26 protein-coding genes are annotated in these 25,627 nt (G+C 66.9%); 13 read left to right on the top strand and 13 right to left on the bottom strand.

The features are described from left to right. Positions 1–84: 84 nt before the first annotated feature. From SPHPH_RS0116760 to SPHPH_RS0116750, 3 genes are all read right to left on the bottom strand, one after another. Positions 85–564: a PilZ domain-containing protein gene (locus tag SPHPH_RS0116760; protein ID WP_156026076.1), complete on the bottom strand. Its 480-nt coding sequence runs from the start codon at positions 562–564 to the stop codon at positions 85–87. Between the two features lie 148 nt (positions 565–712). Next, a complete protein-coding gene (locus tag SPHPH_RS0116755; RefSeq protein WP_051273076.1) occupies positions 713–979 on the bottom strand; it encodes a DUF2312 domain-containing protein in 267 nt (88 codons plus the stop codon). A 142-nt stretch (positions 980–1,121) separates the two neighbouring features. Then, positions 1,122–1,412, bottom strand: coding sequence for a DUF1244 domain-containing protein (locus tag SPHPH_RS0116750; protein WP_028967730.1), 291 nt, complete (start codon positions 1,410–1,412; stop codon positions 1,122–1,124). A gap of 66 nt (positions 1,413–1,478) precedes the next feature. Between SPHPH_RS0116750 and pyk the strand changes: the two genes are divergently transcribed. Together pyk and SPHPH_RS21255 are read left to right on the top strand one after the other, a co-directional pair. Continuing rightward, the gene (gene pyk / locus SPHPH_RS0116745) at positions 1,479–2,957 is read left to right on the top strand and encodes a pyruvate kinase (protein WP_037488771.1); all 1,479 of its coding nucleotides are present in this window, start codon (positions 1,479–1,481) and stop codon (positions 2,955–2,957) included. 211 nt (positions 2,958–3,168) lie between these two features. Beyond that, positions 3,169–3,426 (top strand): hypothetical protein, encoded by a 258-nt coding sequence (locus SPHPH_RS21255; RefSeq protein WP_156026074.1) that lies wholly within the window; start codon positions 3,169–3,171, stop codon positions 3,424–3,426. 65 nt (positions 3,427–3,491) lie between these two features. Here the strand turns inward: SPHPH_RS21255 and SPHPH_RS0116735 are convergent, their stop codons facing one another. From SPHPH_RS0116735 to ykgO, 3 genes are all read right to left on the bottom strand, one after another. Beyond that, positions 3,492–3,866 carry a hypothetical protein gene (locus SPHPH_RS0116735; protein WP_028967728.1) on the bottom strand — a complete coding sequence of 125 codons (375 nt, stop codon included), beginning with the start codon at positions 3,864–3,866 and terminating at the stop codon, positions 3,492–3,494. A 63-nt stretch (positions 3,867–3,929) separates the two neighbouring features. Then, positions 3,930–4,541, bottom strand: a complete 612-nt coding sequence (locus SPHPH_RS0116730; RefSeq protein WP_156026072.1) for an HAD family hydrolase — start codon at positions 4,539–4,541, stop codon at positions 3,930–3,932. Positions 4,542–4,549: 8 nt separating this feature from the next. Beyond that, positions 4,550–4,675 carry a type B 50S ribosomal protein L36 gene (gene ykgO, locus SPHPH_RS0116725; protein ID WP_003046794.1) on the bottom strand — a complete coding sequence of 42 codons (126 nt, stop codon included), beginning with the start codon at positions 4,673–4,675 and terminating at the stop codon, positions 4,550–4,552. A gap of 155 nt (positions 4,676–4,830) precedes the next feature. On the opposite strand from ykgO, the gene SPHPH_RS0116720 reads away from it, so the two are divergent. Both SPHPH_RS0116720 and SPHPH_RS0116715 read left to right on the top strand, forming a co-directional pair. Continuing rightward, positions 4,831–5,433 carry a DUF4136 domain-containing protein gene (locus SPHPH_RS0116720; RefSeq protein WP_037488768.1) on the top strand — a complete coding sequence of 201 codons (603 nt, stop codon included), beginning with the start codon at positions 4,831–4,833 and terminating at the stop codon, positions 5,431–5,433. Beyond that, the gene (locus SPHPH_RS0116715) at positions 5,430–6,551 is read left to right on the top strand and encodes a M14 family metallopeptidase (protein ID WP_028967725.1); all 1,122 of its coding nucleotides are present in this window, start codon (positions 5,430–5,432) and stop codon (positions 6,549–6,551) included. The genes SPHPH_RS0116720 and SPHPH_RS0116715 overlap by 4 nt, the downstream gene beginning before the upstream one ends. 158 nt (positions 6,552–6,709) lie before the next feature. Here SPHPH_RS0116715 and SPHPH_RS0116710 read toward each other — a convergent pair whose 3' ends face one another. Both SPHPH_RS0116710 and SPHPH_RS0116705 read right to left on the bottom strand, forming a co-directional pair. Then, entirely contained in the window at positions 6,710–6,904 is a 195-nt protein-coding gene (locus SPHPH_RS0116710; RefSeq protein ID WP_028967724.1) for a hypothetical protein, read from the bottom strand. 548 nt (positions 6,905–7,452) lie between these two features. Continuing rightward, the gene (locus tag SPHPH_RS0116705; protein ID WP_028967723.1) at positions 7,453–7,968 is read right to left on the bottom strand and encodes a hypothetical protein; all 516 of its coding nucleotides are present in this window, start codon (positions 7,966–7,968) and stop codon (positions 7,453–7,455) included. A gap of 270 nt (positions 7,969–8,238) precedes the next feature. Here SPHPH_RS0116705 and acnA point away from each other — a divergent pair, with 270 nt between their 5' ends. Both acnA and SPHPH_RS0116695 read left to right on the top strand, forming a co-directional pair. Beyond that, entirely contained in the window at positions 8,239–10,926 is a 2,688-nt protein-coding gene (gene acnA / locus SPHPH_RS0116700) for an aconitate hydratase AcnA (RefSeq protein WP_028967722.1), read from the top strand. Positions 10,927–10,999: 73 nt separating this feature from the next. Then, positions 11,000–11,296, top strand: coding sequence for a zinc ribbon domain-containing protein YjdM (locus tag SPHPH_RS0116695; protein ID WP_028967721.1), 297 nt, complete (start codon positions 11,000–11,002; stop codon positions 11,294–11,296). Positions 11,297–11,428: 132 nt separating this feature from the next. Here SPHPH_RS0116695 and SPHPH_RS0116690 read toward each other — a convergent pair whose 3' ends face one another. The 4 genes from SPHPH_RS0116690 to SPHPH_RS0116675 form a co-directional block, all read right to left on the bottom strand. Then, positions 11,429–12,820 (bottom strand): amino acid permease, encoded by a 1,392-nt coding sequence (locus SPHPH_RS0116690; RefSeq protein WP_037488766.1) that lies wholly within the window; start codon positions 12,818–12,820, stop codon positions 11,429–11,431. A 115-nt stretch (positions 12,821–12,935) separates the two neighbouring features. After that, complete coding sequence (locus SPHPH_RS0116685) at positions 12,936–13,367, bottom strand: CoA-binding protein (RefSeq protein ID WP_028967719.1); 432 nt, start codon at positions 13,365–13,367, stop codon at positions 12,936–12,938. 47 nt (positions 13,368–13,414) lie between these two features. Beyond that, a complete protein-coding gene (locus tag SPHPH_RS0116680) occupies positions 13,415–14,272 on the bottom strand; it encodes an oxygenase MpaB family protein (protein ID WP_238303165.1) in 858 nt (285 codons plus the stop codon). A gap of 29 nt (positions 14,273–14,301) precedes the next feature. Further along, complete coding sequence (locus tag SPHPH_RS0116675; RefSeq protein ID WP_028967717.1) at positions 14,302–14,808, bottom strand: Ros/MucR family transcriptional regulator; 507 nt, start codon at positions 14,806–14,808, stop codon at positions 14,302–14,304. Positions 14,809–15,032: 224 nt separating this feature from the next. On the opposite strand from SPHPH_RS0116675, the gene SPHPH_RS0116670 reads away from it, so the two are divergent. Together SPHPH_RS0116670 and SPHPH_RS0116665 are read left to right on the top strand one after the other, a co-directional pair. Next, positions 15,033–16,451 carry an amidohydrolase gene (locus SPHPH_RS0116670; RefSeq protein WP_028967716.1) on the top strand — a complete coding sequence of 473 codons (1,419 nt, stop codon included), beginning with the start codon at positions 15,033–15,035 and terminating at the stop codon, positions 16,449–16,451. Next, positions 16,448–17,743, top strand: a complete 1,296-nt coding sequence (locus SPHPH_RS0116665; protein ID WP_028967715.1) for an amidohydrolase family protein — start codon at positions 16,448–16,450, stop codon at positions 17,741–17,743. Before SPHPH_RS0116670 ends, SPHPH_RS0116665 begins: the two co-directional genes overlap by 4 nt. 153 nt (positions 17,744–17,896) lie before the next feature. Here SPHPH_RS0116665 and SPHPH_RS0116660 read toward each other — a convergent pair whose 3' ends face one another. Beyond that, positions 17,897–18,898: an NAD(P)H-quinone oxidoreductase gene (locus tag SPHPH_RS0116660; protein WP_028967714.1), complete on the bottom strand. Its 1,002-nt coding sequence runs from the start codon at positions 18,896–18,898 to the stop codon at positions 17,897–17,899. A 72-nt stretch (positions 18,899–18,970) separates the two neighbouring features. On the opposite strand from SPHPH_RS0116660, the gene SPHPH_RS0116655 reads away from it, so the two are divergent. From SPHPH_RS0116655 to SPHPH_RS0116635, 5 genes are all read left to right on the top strand, one after another. Continuing rightward, entirely contained in the window at positions 18,971–19,168 is a 198-nt protein-coding gene (locus SPHPH_RS0116655; RefSeq protein WP_028967713.1) for a DUF1192 domain-containing protein, read from the top strand. Between the two features lie 143 nt (positions 19,169–19,311). Beyond that, positions 19,312–21,633 (top strand): ATP-dependent Clp protease ATP-binding subunit ClpA, encoded by a 2,322-nt coding sequence (clpA, locus tag SPHPH_RS0116650; RefSeq protein WP_028967712.1) that lies wholly within the window; start codon positions 19,312–19,314, stop codon positions 21,631–21,633. 238 nt (positions 21,634–21,871) lie between these two features. Continuing rightward, positions 21,872–23,491 (top strand): GGDEF domain-containing protein, encoded by a 1,620-nt coding sequence (locus tag SPHPH_RS0116645; protein ID WP_238303157.1) that lies wholly within the window; start codon positions 21,872–21,874, stop codon positions 23,489–23,491. A gap of 74 nt (positions 23,492–23,565) precedes the next feature. After that, entirely contained in the window at positions 23,566–23,790 is a 225-nt protein-coding gene (locus SPHPH_RS0116640; protein ID WP_028967710.1) for a hypothetical protein, read from the top strand. Positions 23,791–23,829: 39 nt separating this feature from the next. After that, positions 23,830–25,539, top strand: coding sequence for a long-chain-fatty-acid--CoA ligase (locus SPHPH_RS0116635; protein WP_037488763.1), 1,710 nt, complete (start codon positions 23,830–23,832; stop codon positions 25,537–25,539). The last annotated feature ends 88 nt before the right edge of the window (positions 25,540–25,627 follow it).

The following is a 25,627-nucleotide window of genomic DNA, read 5'->3' as shown; positions in this document are numbered from 1 at the left end:
AAGCAATCCAGAGCGTCCTGATCCGGCCCTGGATTGCGTCGCTACGCTCGCAATGACGAGAGAAATCCAGCGCCCCGCCCCGCCTCACTTCACCTGCAAGGCGTCCTCGATTTGCGCAGCCGGCGCGGAGAGCATCGTGAACACGGTATGCGCCGCGATCCCCGCCAGCGTCACGCCGACCGCTACGATCACCAGAAACTGGAACATCGACGCAAAGCTGCGCGACCGTTCCACCTTGCGCGCCATCTGCGCTTCATGCGCCAGCCGGCGTTCGGCGCGGCGGTCGCTGTCAGGCTTCGCATCGGCGCGCGCCGGTCGTCCCGCCAGGCGCGGCTCGTCGATCAATGCCTTGACCGAAAGCCGATCCTGCGAGCGCATCCCGAAGAAGCGCCCCTTGTTCCATTGCACGCGCCCGACGATCACGAGCGTCCCGCGCCGAATTTCGACATAGCTGCCGATTGCCGGCGGCTGATCGCATCCGGCCATCAGCCCGCGCGACGAGACGTTGTGGATCACGATATCGTGCCAGCTGGAGTCCAGCCGCATCCGCGACGGGACGAGCACGGTGATCCGCTCCTCCCGCGGTCGGAAGCCGGTCTGTAAAGCCGCTAGCACCCGTCGTCACCCCCAACACCGTCGATCACCACAAACGTATACGGTGCGGGGAGCAAAGATAATCTTAACGGCCGCCTCTACGACAGCCGTCTATGATCTAGATCATGCCGAGCGCCTGCATATAGACTTCGAGGATCGACTGTTCTTCTCGATATTCTTCGCGCTTCTTCTTTCGGATTTGCAAGATCTTGCGGATCGCCTTGGCATCGTAGCCGCGGCTCTTTGCCTCGGCCATCACGTCCTTGATGTCGTCGGCGATGCCCTTCTTTTCTTCTTCGAGTCGCTCGGCACGCTCGATCAACAGCCGCAGTTCGTCGGCTGCCACCGAACCGCCGCCCATGCCTTCGCCACGCTCTTCCGCCATGATATTCCCCGAAAACAATGACGCCGCCCGCGACGCCGACGCGAATCGCGCGGGCGGGGACGGCGTGGTGGATACCCCGATGGGGTGCGGCGGCGCGTCTACGCCCGCGCGAGCCGATGCTCAAGGGCGCGCGCGGTCCGGCTCAGGCGTTCTTCTTCACGCTCTCGGCCATCCGCGCGAGCTGCTCGGGCGTCGCGTCGCCCTGATGCTCCGCCTTCCACTGTGCATAGGGCATGCCGTAGATCGCCTCGCGCGCCTCGTCCTTGTCGAGCCCGCCAGCCTCGCCCACCCAGTCGGACAGGCAGTTGCGGCAAAAACCGGCCAGCCCCATCAGATCGACGTTCTGCGCGTCGGTGCGGTGGCGCAAATGCCTGACCAGCCGCCGGAAAGCCGCCGCCGCGACGGCGTCGTCGAGGGTATCGAGCCGATCCATGTTGTCTCCGTCATTTGATCCTGCGGCGTTACTCGCTAAGGCCATGCCGGCAAAGCAGGAAGGCGCATGACCCTGAACCCGAATCATATCGCTCCGCGCTCGCGCAAGGTTCGCGTGCTCGCGACGCTCGGCCCGGCCAGCAACACGCTGGAGATGATCACCACCCTTTTCCAGGCGGGCGCGGATGCGTTCCGCGTCAACATGAGCCACGGCGACCAGCAATCGAAGATCGCGGTCATCCAGGCGATCCGCTCGATGGAAGAGCGGTTCAAGCGCCCGACGACGATCCTCGCCGATCTGCAGGGGCCGAAGCTGCGCGTCGGCAAGTTCGATGGCGGCCGCGTGACGCTCGAACATGGCAGCACCTTCGTGCTCGACCATGATCCGACGCCGGGCAATGCCTCGCGCGTACGGCTGCCGCACAAGGAAATCTTCGCCGCGATCGAGCCGGGCGCGCGCCTGCTGCTCGACGACGGCAAGCTGGTGCTGCGCGTCACCGACCATGACGAAAATCGCATCGTCACCACCGTCGAGGTCGGCGGGCCGCTTTCGGACAACAAGGGGCTCAACGTCCCCGACGTCGTCATCCCGATGGCGGCGCTGACCGAGAAGGACCGTTCCGATCTCGCCTTCGCGATCGATCAGGGGGTCGACTGGATCGCGCTGTCGTTCGTACAGCGTCCCGAAGATCTCTGGGAAGCGCGCAAGCTGATCGGCGGCAAGGCGGCATTGCTCGCCAAGATCGAGAAGCCGGCCGCGATCGAGCGGCTGGAGGAAATCGTCGAGGCCTGCGACGGCGTGATGGTCGCGCGCGGCGATCTGGGCGTCGAGCTGCCGCCGCAGTCGGTGCCGCCGCTCCAGAAGCGGATCGTCGAAACCGCGCGCCGCATGGGCCGCCCGGTCGTCGTCGCGACGCAGATGCTCGAATCGATGATCCAGAGCCCGTCACCGACCCGCGCCGAAGTGTCGGACGTCGCAACCGCGATCTACGACGGCGCCGACGCGATCATGCTGTCGGCGGAAAGCGCCGCGGGCCAGTGGCCGGTCGAATCGGTCGCAATGATGAATGCGATCGGCGACGCGGTGGAGCGCGACCCGATGCACGGCGACCGCATCCACTTCACCGTCACCCGCCCCGATCCGACCACCGCCGACGCGCTGGCCGAGGCGGCGAAGAACATCGCCGACACCGTATCGGCCTCGGCGATCATCTGCTTCACCATGTCGGGGTCGACCGCGCGGCGCATCGCGCGTGAGCGTCCCTCGGTGCCGATCCTCGTGCTGACGCCCAGCACGGATACCGCACGGCGGCTCGGGCTGCTGTGGGGCACGCACAACGTCAACACGCGCGACGTCGAGTCGTTCGAGGAGATGGTCGCCAAGGCGAAGCGAATCGCGCTGCGGCAGGGAATCGCCAAGGCCGGTGACCGCGTGATCGTGATGGCGGGCGTGCCGTTCCGCACGCCGGGTTCGACGAACGTGCTGCACGTCGTCCAGATCGTCGGCGACGAGCTAAAGGACTATCGCGGGCCCAGCGCGCAGTAAGGCAACCGATTCGTCGCGCCGTTGGTGGCGCGACGGCCATCACAAAGGGCCGGCATTTTCGGGATCGCTCCCGGAGTGTCGGCCTTTTTATTTCCATCCGGGTAATGGTCGGCACCCGCTTAATGCGCGCTGCGACGTGCCGGACACGGTTCGCCGGATTGAGTAACACTTCGTCGCAAACAGGGCCAAATTGGAACTTTCGGGCGGTAGCTTGACCTATATGTACAATCTCGCTGCCGAGTCATCCGCCATGGCCCGCCGCGGGTTTGGGGTGAAGACGATGCCGCGGGCTGCTGCCGAGAGACGTTTACGGGGTGATCTGGCCAGGGCGCGCCGTGCGCGCGGCATGATCAACGATCCGCTGTCGATGAACACGTTGAGCGACTATATCACCGAACTCGAAGACCAGTTGCTTCGTGGTTCGCTGCCCTTCGTCACCGGGCTTGACGTGTCGCAGCCGATGGGCTGAGCCGCCGCGTTCGCAACGCGACGCCGCCACCTGCCCGGCGGGCGGCGTCCGTTAGACGATGACGGTCAATCGCTTTCGGCGCGGACCTCGGCGGTCAGCGGCGGGGTCTGCTGGTGCTGGACGACCGTCCATACCTCATGCTCCACGCGGCGGTAGGTGGAGGTGCAATGCGCCACATAGCGCTCGTCACCCTTCGTCGCCTCGACGCCATAGGCGATCACGATCAGCCCCTCCTGCGGGCGCACGATCCGCCCGTCCTTGAACGTCACCTGCTCCCAGCGCGGCGTCTGCGACACCGCCTCGACCGCGGCTTCGCTCTCCAGGACATAGGGCGGCTGCGGCACGACCATCAGCGCCGATTCGTCGATCGATTCGCGATAATGATCGGCGTCGCCGGTCCACAGGCTTTCCTCGAACGCCCACACGCGCTGGTCTTCCATGCCACTCTCCGATCTGGTGTCGGAGCCTGAAAGCCGCGGTGGGGACGATCGTTCCGCCGCGCCTCAGCGCAGCAGGCCAGCGGCGACCAGCGCGGGGCGCAGCGTCGCGGCGTCGGTGAACAGATGCGCGTGGATGCCCAGCGCCTGCGCCCCGGCGATATTGGCTTCATTGTCGTCGATGAAGAACGCTTCCTCCGCCCGCAGCCCGAATCGGTCGAGCGCCAGCCGGTAGATCGCCGCATCCGGCTTCACCAACCGCTCCTCGCCCGACACGACGATGTCGCGGAAGCGATCGAACACCGCCGCCTCGCGCGCGCGGAACGGCGGGAAGAATTCGTGGCTGAAGTTGGTGATCGCGAACAGCGGCACGCCGGTGGCGTCCAGCTCCTCGACGATCGCGATCATACCGGGGATCGGCCCCGGGATCTGCTCGCCGAACCGCGGACCCCAATGCGCGATCATCGCGGCATGGTCCGGAAAGCGCGCGCCAAGCTCCGCGCTGGTCTCCGCAAACGGGCGACCGGCGTCGTGCTGGAAATGCCAGTCGCGCGTGGCGACCTCGTTCAGGAACACGTCGAGCGCCCGTTCGTCATCGAACAGGCGCTCGTACAGAACCCGAGGGTTCCAGTCGTACAGGACGTGTCCGACGTCGAAGATGACCGACGTCGGCTTCACGCCGGAAATCAGCCCTGGCGGGCCTTGAACCGGCGATTCGTCTTGTTGATGACATAGGTCCGGCCGCGACGGCGGATCACGCGATTGTCGCGATGACGGTCCTTGAGCGACTTCAGGCTGTTGCGGATCTTCATGGCTGCGCTTCTTCGAAAACTGGGAAGCGCGCCGCCTAGAGAGCGCACGCCCGAAAGTCAACCGAGCGGGAGCTTGCACCCGAAGTGTGCGTTGCCCGGAGCTTGTACCGCAAGCGTGCGTTGCTATGTCGCAACGATCTTATCGAGGGTGTGTCATGCGTCGCGCGATTCTTCTGGCCCTTTCGCTGGCGCCGCTGGCTGCCTGCACCACCGGGCCGCAGCGTTTTCCGGTTCAGGCGACGCGCTTCCATTATGACGCGGTGGCGGAGCGCGGGACGATCGCGGTCGAGCCGCTGCCCGGTCCCTCGTCCGCCAGCCTCGAATACAAGACCTATGCCGCCGCGGTCGAGGCCGAGCTGCTGCGCAACGGCTTCACCAGCGCGGCACCGGGCAGCAAGCCCGACTTCATCGCCACCGTCGGCTTCACGCGCGCCGAACGCGGTTTGCCGCCCAAGCGCTCGCCGATCCAGATCGGGATCGGCGGCGGTGGCTATTCGGGAGGGTGGCGCGGCGGCACCGGGCTGGGCGGCGGCGTGAGCTTCCCCGTAGGCGGCGATTCGGGCGGGCGGCTCGGGCTGGTCACCGAACTGGCGGTGCGCATCCGCCACGGTGCCGACGCGATCTGGGAAGGCCAGGCGCAATCGCTGACCGACACCAGCGCGCCCGACGCCGACGCCGGCTCGGTCGCCGCGCGGCTCGCCGGCGCGCTCTTCAAGAATTTCCCCGGTGAGTCGGGGCGGACGGTCGAGGTAAAATGACGCTGGACATCAATGCCGCTTTCGATGGCGGCAACATCAAGTTCGTCGCCATCGAGGGTGCGGGCGACGACTGGCGCTGCGATCTGGAGATCGTCCGCGATCACCAGTCCGACTTCTTCCAATGGTTCTATTTCCGCGCCGCCGGGCTCAGCGGCAAGCGCGTCGCCTTCCGCATCCTCAACGCGGGCGACTCGGCCTATCCGTTCGGCTGGCCGGGCTACAAGGCACGCGCCTCGACCGACCTCGACCAGTGGCGGATGATCGACACACGCTACGACGGCGGCGTGCTCAGCTTCGACTGGACCGGGCAGACCGATCTGGCGTGGTTCGCCTATTTCGCGCCCTATACGATGGAGATGCACGCGCGGCTGGTCGCGCGGATCGCGGCGCGCCCCGGCGTCACCCACCGCCAGCTCGGCGAGACGCTGGACGGGCAGGCGATCGACTATTTCCGGGTCGGCACCGGCGCGAAGCAGGTGTGGCTCTATGCGCGCCAGCACCCGGGCGAATCGATGACCGAATATTGGATGGAGGGCGCGCTCGACTGGCTGACCAGCCCCGCCGCCGCGCCGCTGCTCCGCGAAGCGACCGTCCATGTCGTCCCGAACATGAACCCCGACGGCACGCGCCGCGGGCACCTGCGCACCAACGCGGCGGGGGTGAACCTCAACCGCGAATGGCACGCGCCGTCGCCGGAGCGCAGCCCCGAAGTGCTGTGCGTGCTGCGCGAGATGGACGCGACCGGCGTCACCTTCGCGATCGACGTTCACGGCGACGAGGCGATCGCCGCCAATTTCATCGCCGGGTTTGAGGGCATTCCGTCGTGGAACAACGCGCGCGGTGACAGCTTCACCGAATTCGGCCGTCGGCTGGCGGCGCACACCCCCGATTTCCAGACCCAGCTCGGCTATGAGAAGTCCGCGCCCGGCAACGCCAACCTGTCGATGTCGACCAACCAGCTGGCCGAGCGGTTCGGCGCGGTATCGGTCACGCTGGAAATGCCGTTCAAGGATCACGACGCGAACCCCGATCCGGCATTCGGCTGGAGCGCGGAGCGGTCGAAGGCGCTCGGCGTGGCCTGCCTCGAGGTGCTGAGGGAGATGATCGGAACGCTGTAGGCGCGTTGGCATCAAGTCGAACCGACGTCGTCATTGCGAGCGCAGCGAAGCAATCCAGGGCGTCCTGATCCGGCTCTGGATTGCTTCGCTGCGCTCGCAATGACGAACCCGGGCCGCTGCGTGTCTGCGCGACGCTCGCGGCCGCGCGATGGCGCGCCTCAGCCGCCTGATGCGCCTGAAGCCCCCGGCTCGCCCTCGCCGCGTGCCTGCTGCCGCTTGGCCATCGCTTTCAGCCGCTGGAGCAGCTCCGCCTCGGCCCGCGCCCGCGCCGATGTCACCAGCCGCCCGCCGCTCCCCTTGGCCACGTCCGGCACCGGACGCGCATCCTCGCGCTGCAACAACAGCCGCAGCATCGCATCCGAATAGCGCCGCCGGTGCCACCACCTCGCCCTTGTAGACGATCGGCTCCAGCCATCCCTCGACCGCGCGCGCATAGGCGGCGCGCTCCAGCGCCGGCAATCGATACGCGAGCGCCGCATCCCACGCCGCACCGAACTCGGGAATGCGCCGCTTGACGCGATAGGCCGAGGTCGAACTCAGCCCGACCCGCTGACAGGCCGAGCGCACGCACCCCGTTTCGCGCAGCGTGCGCAGGAAGGTCGTCTGCCGCAACGGCGTCCACCCGTCATGCCGATGCCGGAACGCTGCCTCGCCGCCGTCGCTCATTTCGATCCCCACGCTGCCGATGGAGAAAATACCGCAACCGCGTGCATGTAGGACAGCCCGAACCACGCCGTCGCCCCGGACTTGATCCGGGCCCCCGCTTCTTCTCGACGGTTGCGGCGCAAGCGGGACCCTGGATCAAGTCCGGGGTAACGGAGGGGGGACAGGAATCCGGTGCGTGGCGCTCGCCATAACCGGAGCGCGCACGATCCCGGTCATGGCGAGAACCCCGCCGCGATCACCCCCGCCATTTCGCCAGCGCCGCTTCGTACCGCTCGCGCGCCGCATCGCGCGCGTCCTCCAGCGCGCGCCGCTCCGTGCGCCACCGCTGTTCGGCCGCCTTCTCCTCGCGCTCCAGCGCCGCGCGACGCTTCGCCAGCTCCTTTCGCTCCGCTTCCTCGGCGGCGGCGGCCGTGTCGAGCGCCGCCTCCGCGTCATCAAGCGCCGCACGGCTCGGCCGGGGCGCGGGCTTGGCGGCGCTCTTCTTCGACACCGCCGGCTTGCCCGCGCGCCGCGGTGCCGGCGCGGCGGCAAGCTGCTCCTCCGCGCTCCCACGCGACCTCTTCACGACCTCACCTGGCGCGGCGAGCGGCGCTTCCATCAGCGCCGGATCGGTCACCTCTTCCGCCGCACCGCGCGCGAACAGATCGGCGGTGGCGCCCCACGCAGCCAACGCGGCCTTGCGACTCGGCGCCGCGACATAAGCGTCGTGGAAGCCTGCGGGGGTGCGGAAAACTTTCAGCTTGCGCGGCATCGCCTCGTTCTTTCGCCCCAGCAGCAGTTTGCCGTTCCAACTGCCCGGCGCTCGCGTGGTTCACTACCTTCCCCGCCATTCCCGCGCGGGGAATACAGCGCCCGCCATCACCCGTGCACCGCCCCAGCCACAATCGCTTACATCCGTTGCTCCCCGCCCCCTTTCGCACATGCGGCACCGCTGCTATCGCCCGCGGCGACCGAGAATTTCGCTCCCGTCGCCGCGCGCGCTCGCCGCCCGACGTCGGCCCTTGAAGAAAGGACTTTGCCCATGACGGCCATCGGCCAGGATACGCTCAACGCCCGCCAGACGCTGCAGGCCGGGGGCAAGTCATACGACTATTTCTCGCTGAAGACCGCCGAGGAAAAGTTCGGCGACATCAGCCGCCTGCCCTTCTCGATGAAGGTGCTGCTCGAAAACATGCTGCGCTTCGAGGACGGCGTCACCGTCACCGAAGCCGACGTGAAGGCGATCATCGACTGGCAGCAGGAGCGCCGTTCGGACCGCGAGATCCAGTATCGCCCCGCGCGCGTGCTGATGCAGGATTTCACCGGCGTGCCGTGCGTGGTCGATCTGGCCGCGATGCGCGATGCGATCACGAAGCTGGGCGGCGACGCGGCGAAGATCAATCCCCAGGTGCCGGTCCACCTCGTCATCGATCACTCGGTCATGGTCGACGAATTCGGTACGCCCAAGGCGTTCGAGGACAACGTCGATCTCGAATATGCCCGCAATGCGGAGCGCTACGAATTCCTGAAGTGGGGCAGCAAGGCGCTCGACAATTTCAAGGTCGTGCCGCCGGGCACCGGCATCTGCCACCAGGTGAACCTCGAATATATCGGCCATGCGGTCTGGGCGTCGGCGGAAACCGGTGACCATGCGAAGAACGGCGCGACGATGGCTTACCCGGATACCTTGGTCGGCACCGACAGCCACACGACGATGATCAACGGCCTCGGCGTGCTCGGCTGGGGCGTCGGCGGGATCGAGGCCGAGGCCGCGATGCTCGGCCAGCCGGTGTCGATGCTGATCCCCGAGGTCGTCGGCTTCAAGCTGACCGGCGCGCTGCGCGAGGGCATCACCGCCACCGACCTCGTCCTCACCGTCACGCAGATGCTGCGCGCCAAGGGCGTGGTCGGCCGCTTCGTCGAATTCTACGGCCCGGGCCTCGATCAGATGACGCTCGCCGATCGCGCGACGATCGCCAACATGGCGCCCGAATACGGCGCGACCTGCGGCTTCTTCCCGGTCGACGACAAGACGCTCGATTACATGCGCCTCACCGGCCGCCCGGACGAAGTCGTCGCGCTGACCGAGGCCTATGCCAAGGCGCAGGGCATGTGGCGCTACGCCGACGCCCCCGATCCCGTGTTCACCGACACGCTGGAGCTGGACATGGGCACGGTGGTGCCGTCGCTCGCCGGCCCGAAGCGCCCGCAGGACAAGGTCAGCCTCGACACCGTCGACGAGGTGTTCAACGGCGACCTGTTCAAGCTGTACCACAAGGAAAAGCCGGCACGCGTCGCGGTTGACGAGCGTGGGCATGACATCGGCGACGGCGACGTCGTGATCGCCGCGATCACCAGCTGCACCAACACCTCGAACCCGTCGGTGCTGGTCGCCGCCGGTCTGGTCGCACGCAAGGCGAACGCGCTCGGGCTCAAGCCGAAGCCGTGGGTGAAGACCTCGCTCGCGCCGGGGTCGCAGGTGGTCACCGACTATCTCGACAAGGCCGGGCTGTCGGCGGATCTCGACGCGATCGGCTTCAACCTCGTCGGCTATGGCTGCACCACCTGCATCGGCAATTCGGGGCCGCTCGCCGCGCCGATCAGCAAGGCGATCAACGAGAACGATCTCGTCGCCGCCTCGGTGCTGTCGGGCAACCGCAACTTCGAGGGCCGCGTGTCGCCCGACGTGCGCGCCAACTTCCTCGCCTCGCCGCCGCTCGTCGTCGCTTATGCGCTGAAAGGCACCGTGACCACCGACATGAACGAGACGCCGATCGGTCAGGGCACCGATGGCGCGGATGTGTACTTGCGCGACATCTGGCCGACCAACCAGGAGGTTTCCGACCTCATGGCCGCCAACATCGACGACGGTATGTTCCGCGCGCGCTACGGCAACGTCTATGCCGGCGACTCGAAGTGGCAGGCGATCGACGTGACCGGCTCGGACACCTACGCATGGCGCGCCGGCTCGACCTATGTCGCCAACCCGCCGTACTTCGAGGGCATGGAGATGACCCCGGCGCCGGTGACCGACATCATCGAGGCCAAGCCGTTGGCAATCCTCGGCGATTCGATCACAACCGACCACATTTCGCCGGCCGGCAGCATCAAGGCCGACAGCCCGGCGGGGACGTGGTTGCAGGAGCATCAGGTCAGCCGCGCCGACTTCAACAGCTACGGCGCGCGCCGTGGCCATCACGAGGTCATGATGCGCGGCACCTTCGCCAACATCCGTATCAAAAACGAGATGGTGCCGGGGGTTGAGGGCGGTATGAGCCGCTACGAGGGTCAGGTGATGCCAATCTACGACGCCGCAATGCGTCACAAGGCCGACGGCACCCCGCTCGTCATCATCGCCGGCAAGGAATATGGCACCGGCTCGTCGCGCGACTGGGCGGCGAAGGGCACTAACCTGTTGGGCGTGCGGGCGGTTATCACCGAGAGCTTCGAGCGCATCCACCGCTCGAACCTCGTCGGCATGGGCGTTCTCCCGCTCCAGTTCGCCGAGGGCGTGACCCGCGAAACGCTCAAGCTGACCGGCGACGAGACCTTCACCATCCAGCACGTCGCGCAGCTGCGCCCGCGTCAGGACGTGACCGTCACGCTGAAGCGCCAGGATGGGTCGACCGAGCAGTTCCAGACCCGTTGCCGGATCGATACGGTGAACGAGCTGGAATACTTCCTGAATGGCGGCATCCTGCAGTACGTGCTGCGGAACCTCGCTGCGTAAGCGATGACGATCAGGGTGATTTCGGGAAGGGAGGGCCGCTGGGTCCTCCCTTACTGCTTGTGGGGACGAAAAGTTGAGCGACGAATATATCTACGACGAAGCGACCGGCGAATGGGTGCAGGCCGGTGAAGCAACCGCCGCCGCGCCGGCGGAGGGCGTCGAAGTGCGCGATGCGGTCGGCAACCTGCTCGCCGACGGCGATGCGGTCACGCTTATCAAGGACCTGAAGGTCAAGGGCACCAGCCAGACGCTCAAGCGCGGCACCGCGATCAAGTCGATCCGACTGACCGGCGATCCGCAGGAAATCGACTGCCGCTTCGACGGGATCAAGGGATTGGTCTTGCGCGCGGAATTCGTGAAGAAGCGCTGAGCGTCCCCTCCGTCATTCCCGCGAAGGCGGGAATCCAGAACCTCTAACGTTGCGGCTTCTACGAAGACCTGCGCGGCTGGATCCCCGTCTGCGCGGGGATGACGGAAGTGGAAGAGAGGCCTTCCCCGACTCTCAAGCCACCGCCGCGCGCTTCCGCCCGTAAACGAAGTAAAGCACCAGCCCCGCGACGTTCCACAACAGAAAATATTCCTGCGTCTTCAACGGCAGGCTGAAGAACAGATACACGCATCCCAGCACGCCCAGCGTGCCCACGACCGGCGCGAGCGGCGCGCGGAAGGTCCGCTCGGCATCGGGCGCACGGCGGCGCATTACCATCATGCACACGCACACCGCGACGAACGCCGCCAGCGTGCCCGCGTTGGCGAGCGCGGCGATCGCGTCGATCGGCATCACCCCCGCGATCACCGCGACCAGCGCCGCAGTCATCAGCGTGATCCGCACCGGCGCGCCACGTCGCGACACCTTCGCCAACCCCGCCGGCAACAGCCCGTCGCGCGCCATTACGAAGAAGATCCGGCTCTGTCCGAACAGGAAACCCAGCAGCACCGTCGGCAGCGCGATCACCGCGCTGGCAGCGAGGAAGGTCGCGAACCCTGGCTTTCCGATGTCACGCAGGATCAGCGCCAGCGGCTCGGGCGAGCCCGCAAAGCGCGTGTAGCTGAGCGCGCCGACCGCCGCGACCGCGACGCCGACATAGATGACGATGCACCCGAACATCGATCCGATGATCCCGATCGACAGGTCCCGTCCCGGGTTCTTGGTTTCCTCCGCCGCGGTCGAGATCGCGTCGAAGCCATAGAAAGCGAAGAAGATGATCGCGGCGGCTGCCATCACCCCACGCTCCTTGCCGTCCGGATCGACCGAGGCGGTGAAGCCATGCGGCATGAACGGATGGAGGTTGGCGGGGTCGAAATGCGGCAGCGCAACGATCACGAACACGGTCAGCGCGACCAGCTTCACGGCCACCAGCACTGCGTTGAGCGTCGCGCTCTCCTTCGTGCCGAAGCACAGCAGCCCGGCAACGACCGCGATGATGAACACCGCGGGCACATTGACAATTCCGCCCAGCTCCGGCCCATTAGTCAGCGCGGCCGGGAAGCCGAGCGGGGTCAGCAGCGCCGAGGCATAGCCGGACCAGCCAACCGCCACGGTCGAGACGACCAGCGAATATTCGAGGATCAGCGACCAGCCGATCACCCAGGCGATCACCTCACCCAGCACGACATAGCTGTACGTATAGGCGCTGCCCGAGGCCGGGATCATCGTCGACATTTCGGCATAGGCCAGCGCGGCGCAGGCGCAGATCGCCCCCGCGATCGCGAAGCTGAGCATCACGGCCGGTCCCGCGCGATCCGCGCCGACGCCGATCAGCGTGAGGATCCCCGTCCCGACGATCGCGCCGACACCCAGCGCTACGAGATGCGGCCACGACAGCGTGCGCGCGAGGACGTGCCCATCGCCATGATCGATCGCGATCGGCTTGCGCCGGAACAGACTGGACATGCACTCCCCTTTTTCTGGTGTTGAAGGGGCATGTAACAGTTGTGACGATCTATGGGGAGTGCGTGAAGAACGCCGTCGCTCGTGATCCGCAGCATTCGCTATGGTTATGAAGAGGCTATGCGGCGATCGGTCGAACCCCGAGCCGCTGGATGTCGATCGCCGGACAGCGATCCATAACCACCTTCAGCCCCGCCGCTTCGGCACGCGCGGCGGCGGCTTCGTCGACGACGCCCAATTGCAACCATACCGCCTTCGCGCCAATCGCGATCGCCTCGTCCACGACCGCGCCCGCCTCCGACGAGCGGCGGAAGATGTCGACCATATCGATCGGATCGCCAAGCTGCGACAGATCGCGGAACACGAATTCGCCGTGAACATGCGTACCGGTGATCTGCGGATTGACCGGGATCACACGATAACCATGCGCTTGCAACGTCGCCATTACCCCGTTCGACGGGCGGCTAGGCCGATCGGAGGCGCCGACCAGCGCGATCGTGCGCACCTCTTCCAGCAAGGTCCTGATCTCGGCGTCGGTGGTCAGCGGCATAATGTCGGCTCCTTCGTTCAGCAGAACGAGTCAGCCGCAGGAACGGTTCAGGGCGCGCGCAAGGCCCAGCGCAGCACGCGGCTCATCCCGTCCGCGCCGGCACGGATCGCGGGCCGCGCGAGCGGCGGCGCGCGGCGATCGTGGAGCGCGGCCGCCCAGTCGGGAAGCAGGTCGAGCGCAGCCGCGGCCGCTACCGCCAGCCCGGCGGCCTGCGCACGGTCGGGGCTGGGCGCGAGCAGCGCATCGGCGACTTCGCACACGCGATGGTCGCCACGCAATTGTGGGCGGACAACACGGTAATAAGCGGCGATATCGGCGCGCGAGCGCGGCACCTCCCGCGCGCCGAGCCGTTCGGCGACCACCGCGGCATCGGCCACGTACCGATCCTGATCGTCGGGCGACAAGGTTGCGTCACGATAGCGCAGATAGCCGCGCAGGAAGCTGTCGGTCTCGGCGACGTGCACCCAGGTCAACAGCGCAGAATCGTTGGCATCATAGCGCGTGCCGTCGGGCAAGTGCCCGTGAATGCGGTCATGAATCGCGCGGACATGCGCGATCGTGCGCTCAGCCAGATCGGTCGGGCCATAGGTGGTGACGGCGATGAACTGCGCGGTGCGCCGCAAGCGACCAAGCCGGTCATTTCTGAAGTCGCTGTGATCCCAAACCCCCGCCAGCGCGCCGGGATGCAGCATCTGGAGCAGCAAGGCGGAGATGCCGCCGATCATCATTGCGGAGAAGTCGCCGTGTACCCGCCACGCGGGGGACGTTTCGGCGATCAGCCCGGGATCGCCGGGCGGGCGGGCGAGATCCAGCTCGCCGCTGCCCACCATCTCGCGCAGGGCCTGCGCGAGCGATGCACGGGCGCGGTCGACCGCCGGTGCGATCATCGGATCGACGATCGACATCGGCGTGCAGCCCCGTGCGGTACGGGCGATCAGCCCTCCGCCTGTGCGGCCTTGCGGCGGCCACGGCCACTGGTCGTGGGCTCGGCGGCCGGAGCGGCCTCGGTGCGGCGCGCGCCGGGCTTGCGGCCGAGACCGATCTTCTTGGCCATGTCGCGGCGCGCTTCCGAATAGCTCTCGGCGACCATCGGATAGTCGGGCTTCAGGCCATAACGCTGACGATAGTCGTCCGGGGTAAGACCATGACCGGCCAGATGGCGGCGCAGCGTCTTGTAAGGCTTCCCGTCGATCAGCGAGATCAGGTGATCCTTCGACGCCAGCGACTTTCGCACCGACACCGCCGGGGTATATTCGGTGGCGGGCTCTTCCGGCGCGGCCGGCGCAGTCGACGACGACAGGTTGGTCACCGCATCATGCATCGTGCGCAGAAATGCCGGCACATCCTCGCCCGAGGCGCGGGTGTTGGGATTGGCGAGCCACGCGATGGTCAGTTCGGTAGCAAGCTCAACTGCGTTGGCAGTGATGGTATCTTCGGACATGGGGAGCTCCCTTATTTACGTGCCTCGCCCTAGACAGCGTTTCGGAACAGGTCAACGCGCCCGTTAAATGAAATCAACATGTATCTATTTGCGTCGGCAAATATCGACCTGGAACCTTTTTCCGCCTGCGCTTTGCGATCGAATGACACCGGTGTCGCTTGACCGCAGCGCAAGACGGCGTCCATGATCGGGACAACAAAGAATGAATAAAAAGGGGCACCGCCATGAATTCGGATCGCGCACGGCGCGCTTTGCTGTCGGTCGCGTTGCTGGCGCTACCGCTAACGGCGTGTGCCACGACCAAGGAGAAGCCAGCCACCGCCGCGAAGAAGGCGCCGCCGGTCCGCTACGCGCGCGATCCTTATCCCTCCACTTATCGTGCCTACCCCGGCGCGCCGACGCTTGTGCGCAACGTCACGGTCTTCGATGGTGAGGGCAATCGGATCGACGGCGGCGCGGTGCTGTTCGCCGACGGCAAGGTGGTCGCAGTCGGACAGACGCTCGACGCCCCGCCTGGCGCGACGGTGATCGACGGACAGGGCAAATACGTCACCCCCGGCGTCGTCGACATCCACAGCCATCTCGGCGACTATCCGACCCCATCGGTGCAGGCGCATTCGGACGGCAACGAGGCGACCGCACCGATCACCGCCGACGTCTGGGCCGAACACAGCGTCTGGCCGCAGGACCCCGGCTTCGGCCGCGCGCTGGCGAACGGCGGGGTGACGACGTTGCAGATCCTGCCCGGCTCGGCAAACCTGATGGGCGGCCGCAGCGTGGTGCTCAAGAACGTCTATGCGCGCACGATGCAGGCGATGAAGTTTCCCGGCGCGCCCTATGGCCTGAAGATGGCGTGCGGTGAAAATCCCAAGCGCGTGTACGGCAGCAAGAATCGCGAGCCCTCGACGCGGATGGGCAATGTCGCGGTCGATCGCCAGACCTGGGCGAAGGCGGTCGCCTACAAGCGCAAGTGGGACAAATACGAGGCCGAAGGCGGCGACGCCCCCGATCGCGACATCGGCATGGACACGCTGCGCGGCGTGCTGTCGGGCGAGATCATGGTCCAGAACCATTGCTACCGCGCCGACGAGATGGCGATCGTCCTCGACATGGCCAAGGAGTTCGGCTACCACGTCACCGCCTTCCACCACGCGGTGGAGGCGTACAAGATCGCCGATCTGCTCAAGGCGAGCGGGACGTGCGCGGCGGTGTGGGCCGATTGGTACGGCTTCAAGATGGAAAGCTATGATGGGATCGGCGAGAACCTCGCGATCCTCGAGAATGCCGGCGCGTGCGCGATGATCCATTCCGATGACGAGAACGGCATCCAGCGGCTCAATCAGGAAGTCGCCAAGGTGCTGTCGTCGGCGCGCCACTCGGGCATCCAGATCAGCGACGCTGCGGCGTGGAAGTGGCTGTCGCTTGGGCCCGCCAAGGCGCTCGGCATTGATGCGCAGACCGGCAGCCTTAAGCCCGGTAAGATGGCCGACGTAGTTCTGTGGAACGGCAATCCGTTCAGCGTCTACACACGGCCCGAAAAGGTTTGGGTCGATGGCGCATTGCTCTACGATGCCAATGATCCCAAACGTCGCCCGGTGAGCGACTTCGAACTCGGCCAGCCCGGCTCGGGAGACGTCAAGTGAAGCGCGCGCTCTTCCTCCTCGCCACGATGCTGGCGACGCCTGCCGTTGCGCAAACGGTGGCGATCACCGGCGGCACGGTCGCGATCGGCGACGGCTCCGCGCCGATCGAGGGTGGCACGGTGGTGATCGCGAACGGGCGGATCGTCGCCGCCGGGCGCGGCGTCGCGGTGCCCGCCGGCGCGCAGGTGATCGACGCGGCCGGCAAATGGGTGTCGGCGGGCGTCGTCTCGGCGCTGAGCGATATCTCGCTGGTCGACGCCGACGGCGTGCAGGAAAGCAACGATGCCGGTGCGCGCAACGCACCGTTCAAGGCCGCGATTGATGTGTCGCTGGGGGTCAATCCCGCGGCGGTAAAGATTGCAAACGAGCGGCTGTTCGGCGTCACCCGCGCAATCGTGACGCCGAGCGCCGAAAGCTCGATCTTCGCGGGCCAGGGCGCGATCATCGATCTTGGCGCAGACCCGAACGCAGTGACGCGCCCGCGCGCGTTCCAGTTCGTCGAGCTGGGCGAAGGCGGCGGCAAGCTGGCGGGAGGCAGCCGGCCGGCGGCCTATGCGCTGCTCCGCGACGCCTTTGCGCAGGCACAGGACTTCCGCCGCAACCCCGCCGCGTTCGACGGGCGTTCGCGCGACGCCTTGGTGACGCGCGCCGACGCCGAGGCGCTGCTGCGCGTGCTCGATGGGCAGGTGCCGCTGCTGGTGCATGTCGAGCGGGCCGCGGACATCCGCAACGTGCTGGCGCTGCCGCGCGATTATCCTAAGCTCAGGCTGGTGCTGGTCGGCGTGACCGAGGGCTGGCTGATCGCGCGCGAGATCGCCGCGGCGAAGGTGCCGGTGATCGCGGCGGCGCTCGCTGATCTACCCGCGCAGTTCGAGAATCTCGCCGCGACCGAGTCGAACGTCGGGCGGCTGCGCGCCGCCGGGGTGCCCGTGGCGCTCGCCTCGACCGGAGCATCGGGCGGCGACCATGTGCTGCGGCAGTTCGCGGGCAATCTCGTCGCCATCGCCCGCATCCCCGGCGCCACCGGGCTCGACTGGGGACAGGCGTTCGCGTCGATCACCAGCGGCCCGGCCGAGGCGATCGGGATGGGCGGCGAGATCGGCTCGCTGCGTGCCGGGCGGCGCGCGGACGTAGTGATCTGGGACGGCGATCCGCTGGAGCTGTCGTCGGTGCCCGTCGCGACGTGGATCGACGGCGTGTCGCAACCGATGCGCTCGCGTCAGACGGAGTTGCGCGACCGCTACCTGACGCCGACCGAGGGCGCGCTGCCCAAGGCCTACGAGCGGCGCTGATCAACGTCGTTGCACGACGCTCCTACCCCTCGTCATTCCCGCACATACGGGGATCCAGACGCGCGGGTCCGTCGATAGAGGCGGATCGTCAGAGGTTCTGGATTCTCGCCTGCGCGGGAATGACGAAGGGAGGCGGCGCGACGAGCGTTCCCCTCACCCCATCGTCAGCACGATCTTCCCCACATGGCTGCCCTCTTCCATCCGCCGGTGCGCGTCCGCCGCCTGCGCGAAGGGGAAGCTGCGATCCATCACCGGCTTGAGCCTCCCCGCCGTCGCGAAGGGCCACACCGTCCGCACGATCTCTTCGGTGACCAGCGCCTTGAACCCCGCGTCGCGCGCGCGCAACGTCGAGCCGGTCAGCGTCAGCCGCCGCTTCATGATCTCGAACAGCGGCACCGTTGCCGACGCGCCGCGCTGCACCGCGATCGAGACGTGGCGGCCATCCTCGGCCAGACATTGCAGGTTGCGCGGCACGTAATCGCCCCCGACCATGTCGAGCACCGCCGCACAGCCGCGACCATTGGTGATCTCCTTGACCCGCGCGACGAAATCCTCCTGCTTATAGTCGATCGCATGATCCGCCCCGAGCCGCAACGCCGCCGCCTGCTTCTCGGGCGAGCCGACCGTCACGATCACCTCCAGCCCGAACAGATTGCCGAGCGTGATCGCCATCGTCCCGATCCCGCTGGTCCCGCCATGGACCAGCACCGTGTCGCCCTCGACCGCGAAGGCGCGCTCGAACAGGTTCGTCCACACGGTGAACAAGGTTTCGGGGATCGCCGCCGCCTCTTCCAGCGTCAGCGCGTCAGGCACCGGCAGGCATTGCCCGGCCGGCGCAACCGCATATTCGGCATAGCCCCCGCCCGCGATCAACGCACAGACGCGCTGCCCCAGCATGTCGGGGTCGACGCCCTCGCCCAGCGCGACCACCTCGCCTGCAATTTCCAGCCCCAACGTCGAGGGGGCGCCGGGCGGCGGCGGGTACGATCCCTGCCGCTGCATCACATCGGGGCGGTTCACCCCCGCCGCGGCCACACGCACCAGCACCTCGCCATCGCCCGGCACCGGAACGGGACGGCGCTCCGGCACCAGCACCTCGGGTCCACCCGCCTCGGCAGGGTCGATCGCGAGCATCGTATCGGGGACGTCGGTCATCGTGTCGGGAGCCCTGTCTTGCGGTCAGGGGCCATATTGACTCCGTGTTCCCCAGCGTCAACGATGCTGCCCATGGACCTGGACGACATCCTGGGGGCGCGCCCCGACGACCCGCTGACCGCGCTATTGCGCGAGGACCTCGATCGCCTGTCGGTCGCGGAGCTGGAGGGGCGGGTGACCGCGCTGGAGGGCGAGATCGCCCGCACGCGCAAAAAGATCGAAGGCGCCGTTAACCATCGCGCAAGTGCCGACGCGATATTCAGAAAATAAGGCCGGCACCTTACCGCGGGTGACAGGGTTATGCGTGCAGGGTCGAGAGGGTGATGACGGGGAACGCTTGATGCGGAGCCCCATCGTCACGACATTCGTGGCAAGGGTCGCGTGGCTTCACGCGGCCTGCAAGGAGTAACCTGATGCCGTCATTTGCCAGCGCTCTCGAGACCACGCTGCACAAGGCACTCGAGGCCGCGTCGTCGCGCCGCCACGAATATGCGACGCTCGAACATCTGTTGCTCGCGCTGATCGACGACGAACATGCCGGACAGGTGATGTCCGCGTGCGGCGTCGACCTGGGCGAGCTGAAGACCACTGTCGCGCACTATCTCGATACCGAGCTGGGCGCGCTCAAGGTCGATGCCGCGACCGATCCCTCCCCCACCAGCGGGTTCCAGCGCGTCGTGCAGCGCGCGATCCTGCACGTCCAGTCGTCGGGCCGCGACGAGGTGACCGGCGCCAACGTGCTGGTCGCGCTCTTCTCGGAGCGCGAGAGCTATGCGGTTTATTTCCTCCAGCAGCAGGACATGAGCCGGCTGGATGCGGTGAGCTTCATCAGCCACGGCGTCGGCAAGGGCGCGGCGACCCCCGAGGCGACCAGCGCCAAGGGCGCGCCCGAGGAAGAGAAGAAGGAAAAGGCCGAGGCGCCGGGCAAGAAGGGCGAGAGCGCGCTCAAGCAGTTCACGGTCGACCTCAACGAAAAGGCCAAGATCGGCAAGGTCGACCCGTTGATCGGGCGCTCGGCCGAGGTCGATCGCACCGTCCAGATCCTGTGCCGCCGCTCGAAGAACAACCCGCTGTACGTGGGTGATCCCGGCGTCGGCAAGACCGCGATCGCCGAGGGGCTGGCGCGCAAGATCGTCGAGGGCGACGTGCCCGACGTGCTCAAACCCGCGGTGATCTACTCGCTCGACATGGGTGCGCTGCTCGCCGGCACGCGCTATCGCGGCGATTTCGAGGAGCGGTTGAAGGCGGTCGTCAACGAACTGGAAAAGCTGCCCGACGCGGTGCTGTTCATCGACGAGATCCACACCGTAATCGGCGCGGGCGCGACCAGCGGCGGCGCAATGGACGCGTCGAACCTGCTCAAGCCGGCGCTGTCAGGTGGTACGATCCGCTGCATCGGCTCGACCACCTACAAGGAGTTCCGCAACCACTTCGAAAAGGACCGCGCGCTGCTGCGGCGCTTCCAGAAGATCGACGTCAACGAACCGACGATCGAGGATACGATCAAGATCCTCGCTGGCTTGCGCTCGGCATTCGAGGAGCATCACTCGGTCAAGTACACGCCCGAGGCGATCAAGTCGGCGGTCGAGCTGTCGGCGCGCTACATCAACGACCGCAAGCTGCCCGACAAGGCGATCGACGTCATCGACGAGGTCGGCGCGATGCAGATGCTGGTGGCGCCCAACAAGCGCAAGAAGACGATCACCGCCAAGGAGATCGAGGCCGTGATCGCGACGATGGCGCGCATCCCGCCGAAGAGCGTGTCGAGCGACGACAAGAAGCAGTTGGAAACGCTCGAGACCGATCTGAAGCGCGTCGTCTTCGGGCAGAATGCGGCGATCGAGAAGCTCTCCTCGGCGATCAAGCTGGCGCGCGCTGGCCTGCGCGAGCCCGAGAAGCCGATCGGCAATTATCTGTTCACCGGCCCGACCGGCGTCGGCAAGACCGAGGTCGCCAAGCAGCTCTCGACGATCCTTGGCATCCCGCTCCAGCGGTTCGACATGAGCGAATATATGGAGCGGCATTCGGTCAGCCGGCTGATCGGTGCGCCTCCGGGCTATGTCGGCTTCGATCAGGGCGGGCTGTTGACTGATGCGGTCGACCAGAACCCGCATTGCGTATTGCTGCTCGACGAGATCGAGAAGGCGCATCCGGACCTGTTCAACATCCTGTTGCAGGTGATGGACAACGGCCGCCTGACCGATCAGCACGGCAAGACCGTCGATTTCCGCAACGTCATCCTCATCATGACGACCAATGCGGGCGCGGCGGACATGGCCCGCGAGACGGTCGGCTTCGGTTCGCTCACCCGCGAGGGCGAGGACGAGCAGGCGGTGCAGAAGATGTTCACGCCGGAGTTCCGCAACCGGCTCGATGCGATCGTGCCGTTCGGTTATCTGCCGACCGAGGTGGTGGCGCGCGTCGTCGACAAGTTCATCCTCCAGCTCGAACTGCAGCTCGCCGACCGCGACGTGCACATCAAGCTGAGCGACGAGGCGAAGAAGTGGCTGACCGAGAAGGGCTATGACAAGCTGTATGGCGCGCGTCCGATGGGCCGGCTGATCCAGGAGAAGATCAAGCAGCCACTTGCCGAGGAACTGCTGTTCGGCAAGCTGGTCCATGGCGGCGAGGTCACGGTCAACCTGAAGGACAATGCGCTGGTCTTCGCGATCGAGCCCGCCGCGCCAAAGAAGTCGGGCAAGAAGGACAAGGCAGCACCCGCAGCCGCCGACTGATCCATTAACGGGTCGGGGACCATGTCTCCGGCTCGTTAACCTTTCGACCCCGGTGGCGCACCGGATAAAACCTGCCCGTTCCCACGCTTTTCCGCCGCCGTTGCGCCGCGGTCGAAGACAGCGACGCCCTTCCGACGTTTACGTTTTCGGGGGCCGCGTTAACCTTCTGTTTGCCATTCCTGTTTAGCGTCGAAGCATGACCGGGGGGATCATCCGTCGGGTCGTGGCGATTTGCGCCGTGATCCTCATATCGCTGGCGATGGCGCCGGCGGCCTCCGCACGCACCGACATGCTCCTGCGCACCTGCTTCCGCACCGCGATGGATGGCGATCGGCCCGAGCGGCTGTTCGGCACGGCCGTCGGCTTCGACTGCCAGCGGTCGCAACGCGACGCACCGCCGGGCGATTATTGGGTCAGGTCGGAGCGCCTGCCCGTCGTCGAACCGGGCGTCGCGGTGCGATCGGGCAGTCTGTGGCAGGACCGCGTCACCCTCTACGTCCGCTATGCCGACGGCTCGATCCGCTCGGTCGGCTTCACCAGCGCGACCGCCTGGCGCTATCTCGAGCTGGGGGCCGCGTTCCAGCTTCCGCTCCCCGCCGCTGCGGCGCGTCCGGTGCAATTGCTGTGGCACGTGCAGGGGGCAGCCAACATGCGCGGGCTGGTGCTTCAGCCGCAATTGCTCTCGCCCGACCTTTCGCAGCGCTACACGCTGCGGCTGACCGCCTTCTACGCGGGATTCGTCGGACTCGCGGGTGCGTTGCTGATCTTCAACGTCGCTTTGGCCGCCGCGCTTCGGCAGCGTTTCCATCTGCCCTATTGTGCGATGGTGCTGTTCCTGATCGGCTATGCCGCGAGCAGTTCGGGGTTGCTCGGGCAGGTGACGGGGCTCGACAACAATCTGCGGCTGCGGCTCAACGTGCTGCTGCTCGCCGCCACCCTATGCAGCGCCCTGCTCTTCGCACAGCGCTTCTTCGCGCCGCAGGTGACGCGCGGCTGGCTACGCCCCGCGATGGACCTGACCATGGGGGCCGTTCTCGCTTCGTCGCTGGCCTATGTCATCTTCATGCCCATCCAGGCGCGCATGCTCGATCGCGCGCTGACCCTGACCTTCCTGGCGACGTTGCTGCTGACGCTTCCCCTGCTGTGGCGCGGCTGGCACGCGCGTGATCGCTATGCGCGCGCCTTCGCGATCGCCTGGGCGTTGCCGCTGCTCACCGCCACAGCGCGCGTGCTGCAGGCGCTCGGGCTCGTGCCGTGGAACTTCTGGATCGACAATTCGACGCTGATCGCGATGGTGCTGGAGGCGTGCTGCAGCGCGCTCGCGATCGCGTGGCGGATCAAGCAATTGGGTGAGGAGCGCGATCAGGCGCGCGAGCAGGAGATGCTGGCGCGGCTGCTGGCCGACAGCGATCCGCTGACCGGGCTGATGAACCGGCGCAGCTTCCTGCGCGAAGCGATCGGCCGCGCCGACCGCCATGTGCTGGTGCTGGTCGACATCGACCATTTCAAGCGGATCAACGAGACGCTCGGCCATGACGGCGGCGATCAGGTGCTGCGTGTTTTCGCGGATGCGCTCCGGCAAGCGGCACCTCCCGGTGCGCTGATCGCGCGGATCGGCGGCGAGGAATTCGCGGTGCTCGCGCCCGCCGCCGCGACCACGATGCCGGAGACGATCCTGACGCGCATCCGCGCCGCGACGATGCCGTTCGACCTGGCGGTCACCGCATCACTCGGCAGCGAATGCGGCACGATCGTCGACGAGGCCGAGTGGAAGCACCTCTATCGCCGCGCCGACGACGCGTTGTTCGCCGCCAAACGCGCCGGCCGCGACCGACTCCGCTGGGCCGAGGCGGCATAAGGGCACCGCAGCCGCCGCTGTCGCCCCGACGTTGCGCATGCTATGATCCACGCGGTTTTGAGAGGGACGCCATCATGCCGCCATCACCCGATTATCGCCGCCGCCGTGCTGCCGTCATCGCGCTGGGCGCGCTGATGCTGGTCAGCGGCGGTCACCGCACGCCGATGATCGGCACGCTGTCGATCTCGATCGACCGCCAGAGCGCGCAGATCGATGCCGACTGGACGCCGCCGGTGGCACTGGCGATCGCCGGTGTCGGGCAGGCGGCGACCGCGATCGGGACGCTGTTCCAACGCTGATCGCTTGCGCGCCGCGGTTTGTTGCTTACAACCATGTCAATGACTGGAGAGCATGCCTGGCGCACCGCCTATCGCCATCCCGTGGCCTGGGATTCCGATTACCCGCCGCTGTCGATGCCGGCCCTGTTCGACGCGTCGGCCGCCCGCCATGCCCAGCGCCCGGCGATCGACTTCCTCGGCCGTCGTTATAGCTATGCCGAACTCGCCGACGGTGTCTGCCGCGTCGCTACCGGGTTGGCCGCGCTGAGCTATGGCAAGGGCGACCGCGTCGGGCTGTTTCTCCCCAATGTCCCGCATTATCTCGCCGCCTATCACGGTGCGCTGCGGCTCGGCGCGACGGTGGTCAATTTCTCGCCGCTCTATTCGGTCGAGGAACTGTGCCATCAGGTCGAGGATTCGGGCACGCGCGTGCTGTTCACCGTCTCGGCCAGCGCGCTGCTGCCGACCGCGCTGAAGGTGCTGGAGAAGAGCGGGCTCGAACGGCTGGTGGTCGGATCGGTGGCCGGCGTCCTGCCCCCCGCCAAGTCGATCGCCTATCGCCTGTTCAAGCGCGCCGAAACCACGCAGCGTCCCGACGACCCGCGCGTCATCGCCTTTTCGAAACTGATCGCCAACGACGGCGCGCTGCCGCCGCCCGCGATCGACCCGGAGCACGACGTCGCGCTGATCCAGTACACCGGCGGCACCACCGGCGTGCCGAAAGGCGCGATGCTCACCCACGCCAACGTCAGCGCCAACGCCCGGCAGGTGTCGCAGCTCGATCCGCACCCGGAGGCGTGCGACCGCATCCTCGGCGTGCTGCCGCTGTTCCACGTCTTCGCCAATACCTGCGTGATGAACCGCACGATCGTCACCGGCGGCGAGATGGTGCTGCTGCCGCGCTTCGATGCCGGTCAGGCGTTGGCGACGATCACGCGCACCAAGCCGACCTCGCTGCCCGGTGTTCCGACCATGTACCAGGCGCTGCTCGATCATCCCAAGTTGGCGCAGACCGACTTCGCCTCGTTGCGCGTCTGCATTTCCGGCGGCGCACCGCTTAACGCCGAACTCAAGACGCGCTGGGAGGCCGCAACGCACTCGACGCTGATCGAGGGTTATGGCCTGTCGGAGAGCACCGGCGTGCTGACCACCAATCCTTATGAGGGCGGGCAGAAGGCCGGAACGATCGGGCAACCTTTGCCTGCCACCCGGCTGCGGCTGGTCGACAAGGAGGATGCGACGCGCCCGGCACCCGAGGGTCAACCCGGCGAGATCGTCGCGCTTGGGCCGCAGATCATGGCCGGCTACTGGAACCGCCCCGACGCCGACGAAACCACCTTCGCGGTCGATGCGGAGGGGCGCAAATGGCTACGCACCGGTGATGTCGGGACGATCGACGACGACGGCTTCATCGCGATCGTCGACCGGTTGAAAGACATGATCTCGGTCGGCGGGTTCAAGGTCTTCCCCAGCCAGATCGAGGCGATTCTCTATCATCACCCTGCGGTGCGCGAGGCGCTGGTGATTGGACTGCCCGATCAATACCGCGGCGAGGTGCCGCGCGCCTATGTCACGCTCAACGAGGGCATGGAGGTGGAGGGCGCGGCGCTGGCGGCGTGGCTCAACCCGCAACTGGGCAAGCACGAGCGCGTCGACCGCGTAGTGGTGCGCGCGACGATGCCCAAGACGATGATCGGCAAGCTCAGCCGCAAGGACCTGATTGCCGAGATCAAGGCCGAGATGGAGAACCCGCCGATCACGCCGGCGTAACTTTCACTCGTCATCCCGGGCTTGACCCGGGATCCCGCTTCTTCGCAGCAAGCGCTGTAGAAGCGGGGCCCCGGATCAAGCCCGGGGC

It is taken from the genome of Sphingomonas phyllosphaerae FA2, from assembly GCF_000427645.1.
Lineage (GTDB): Bacteria > Pseudomonadota > Alphaproteobacteria > Sphingomonadales > Sphingomonadaceae > Sphingomonas > Sphingomonas phyllosphaerae.
Note: the sequence above shows the minus strand (reverse complement) of the source record. Positions and strands in the feature narration are given on the sequence as shown.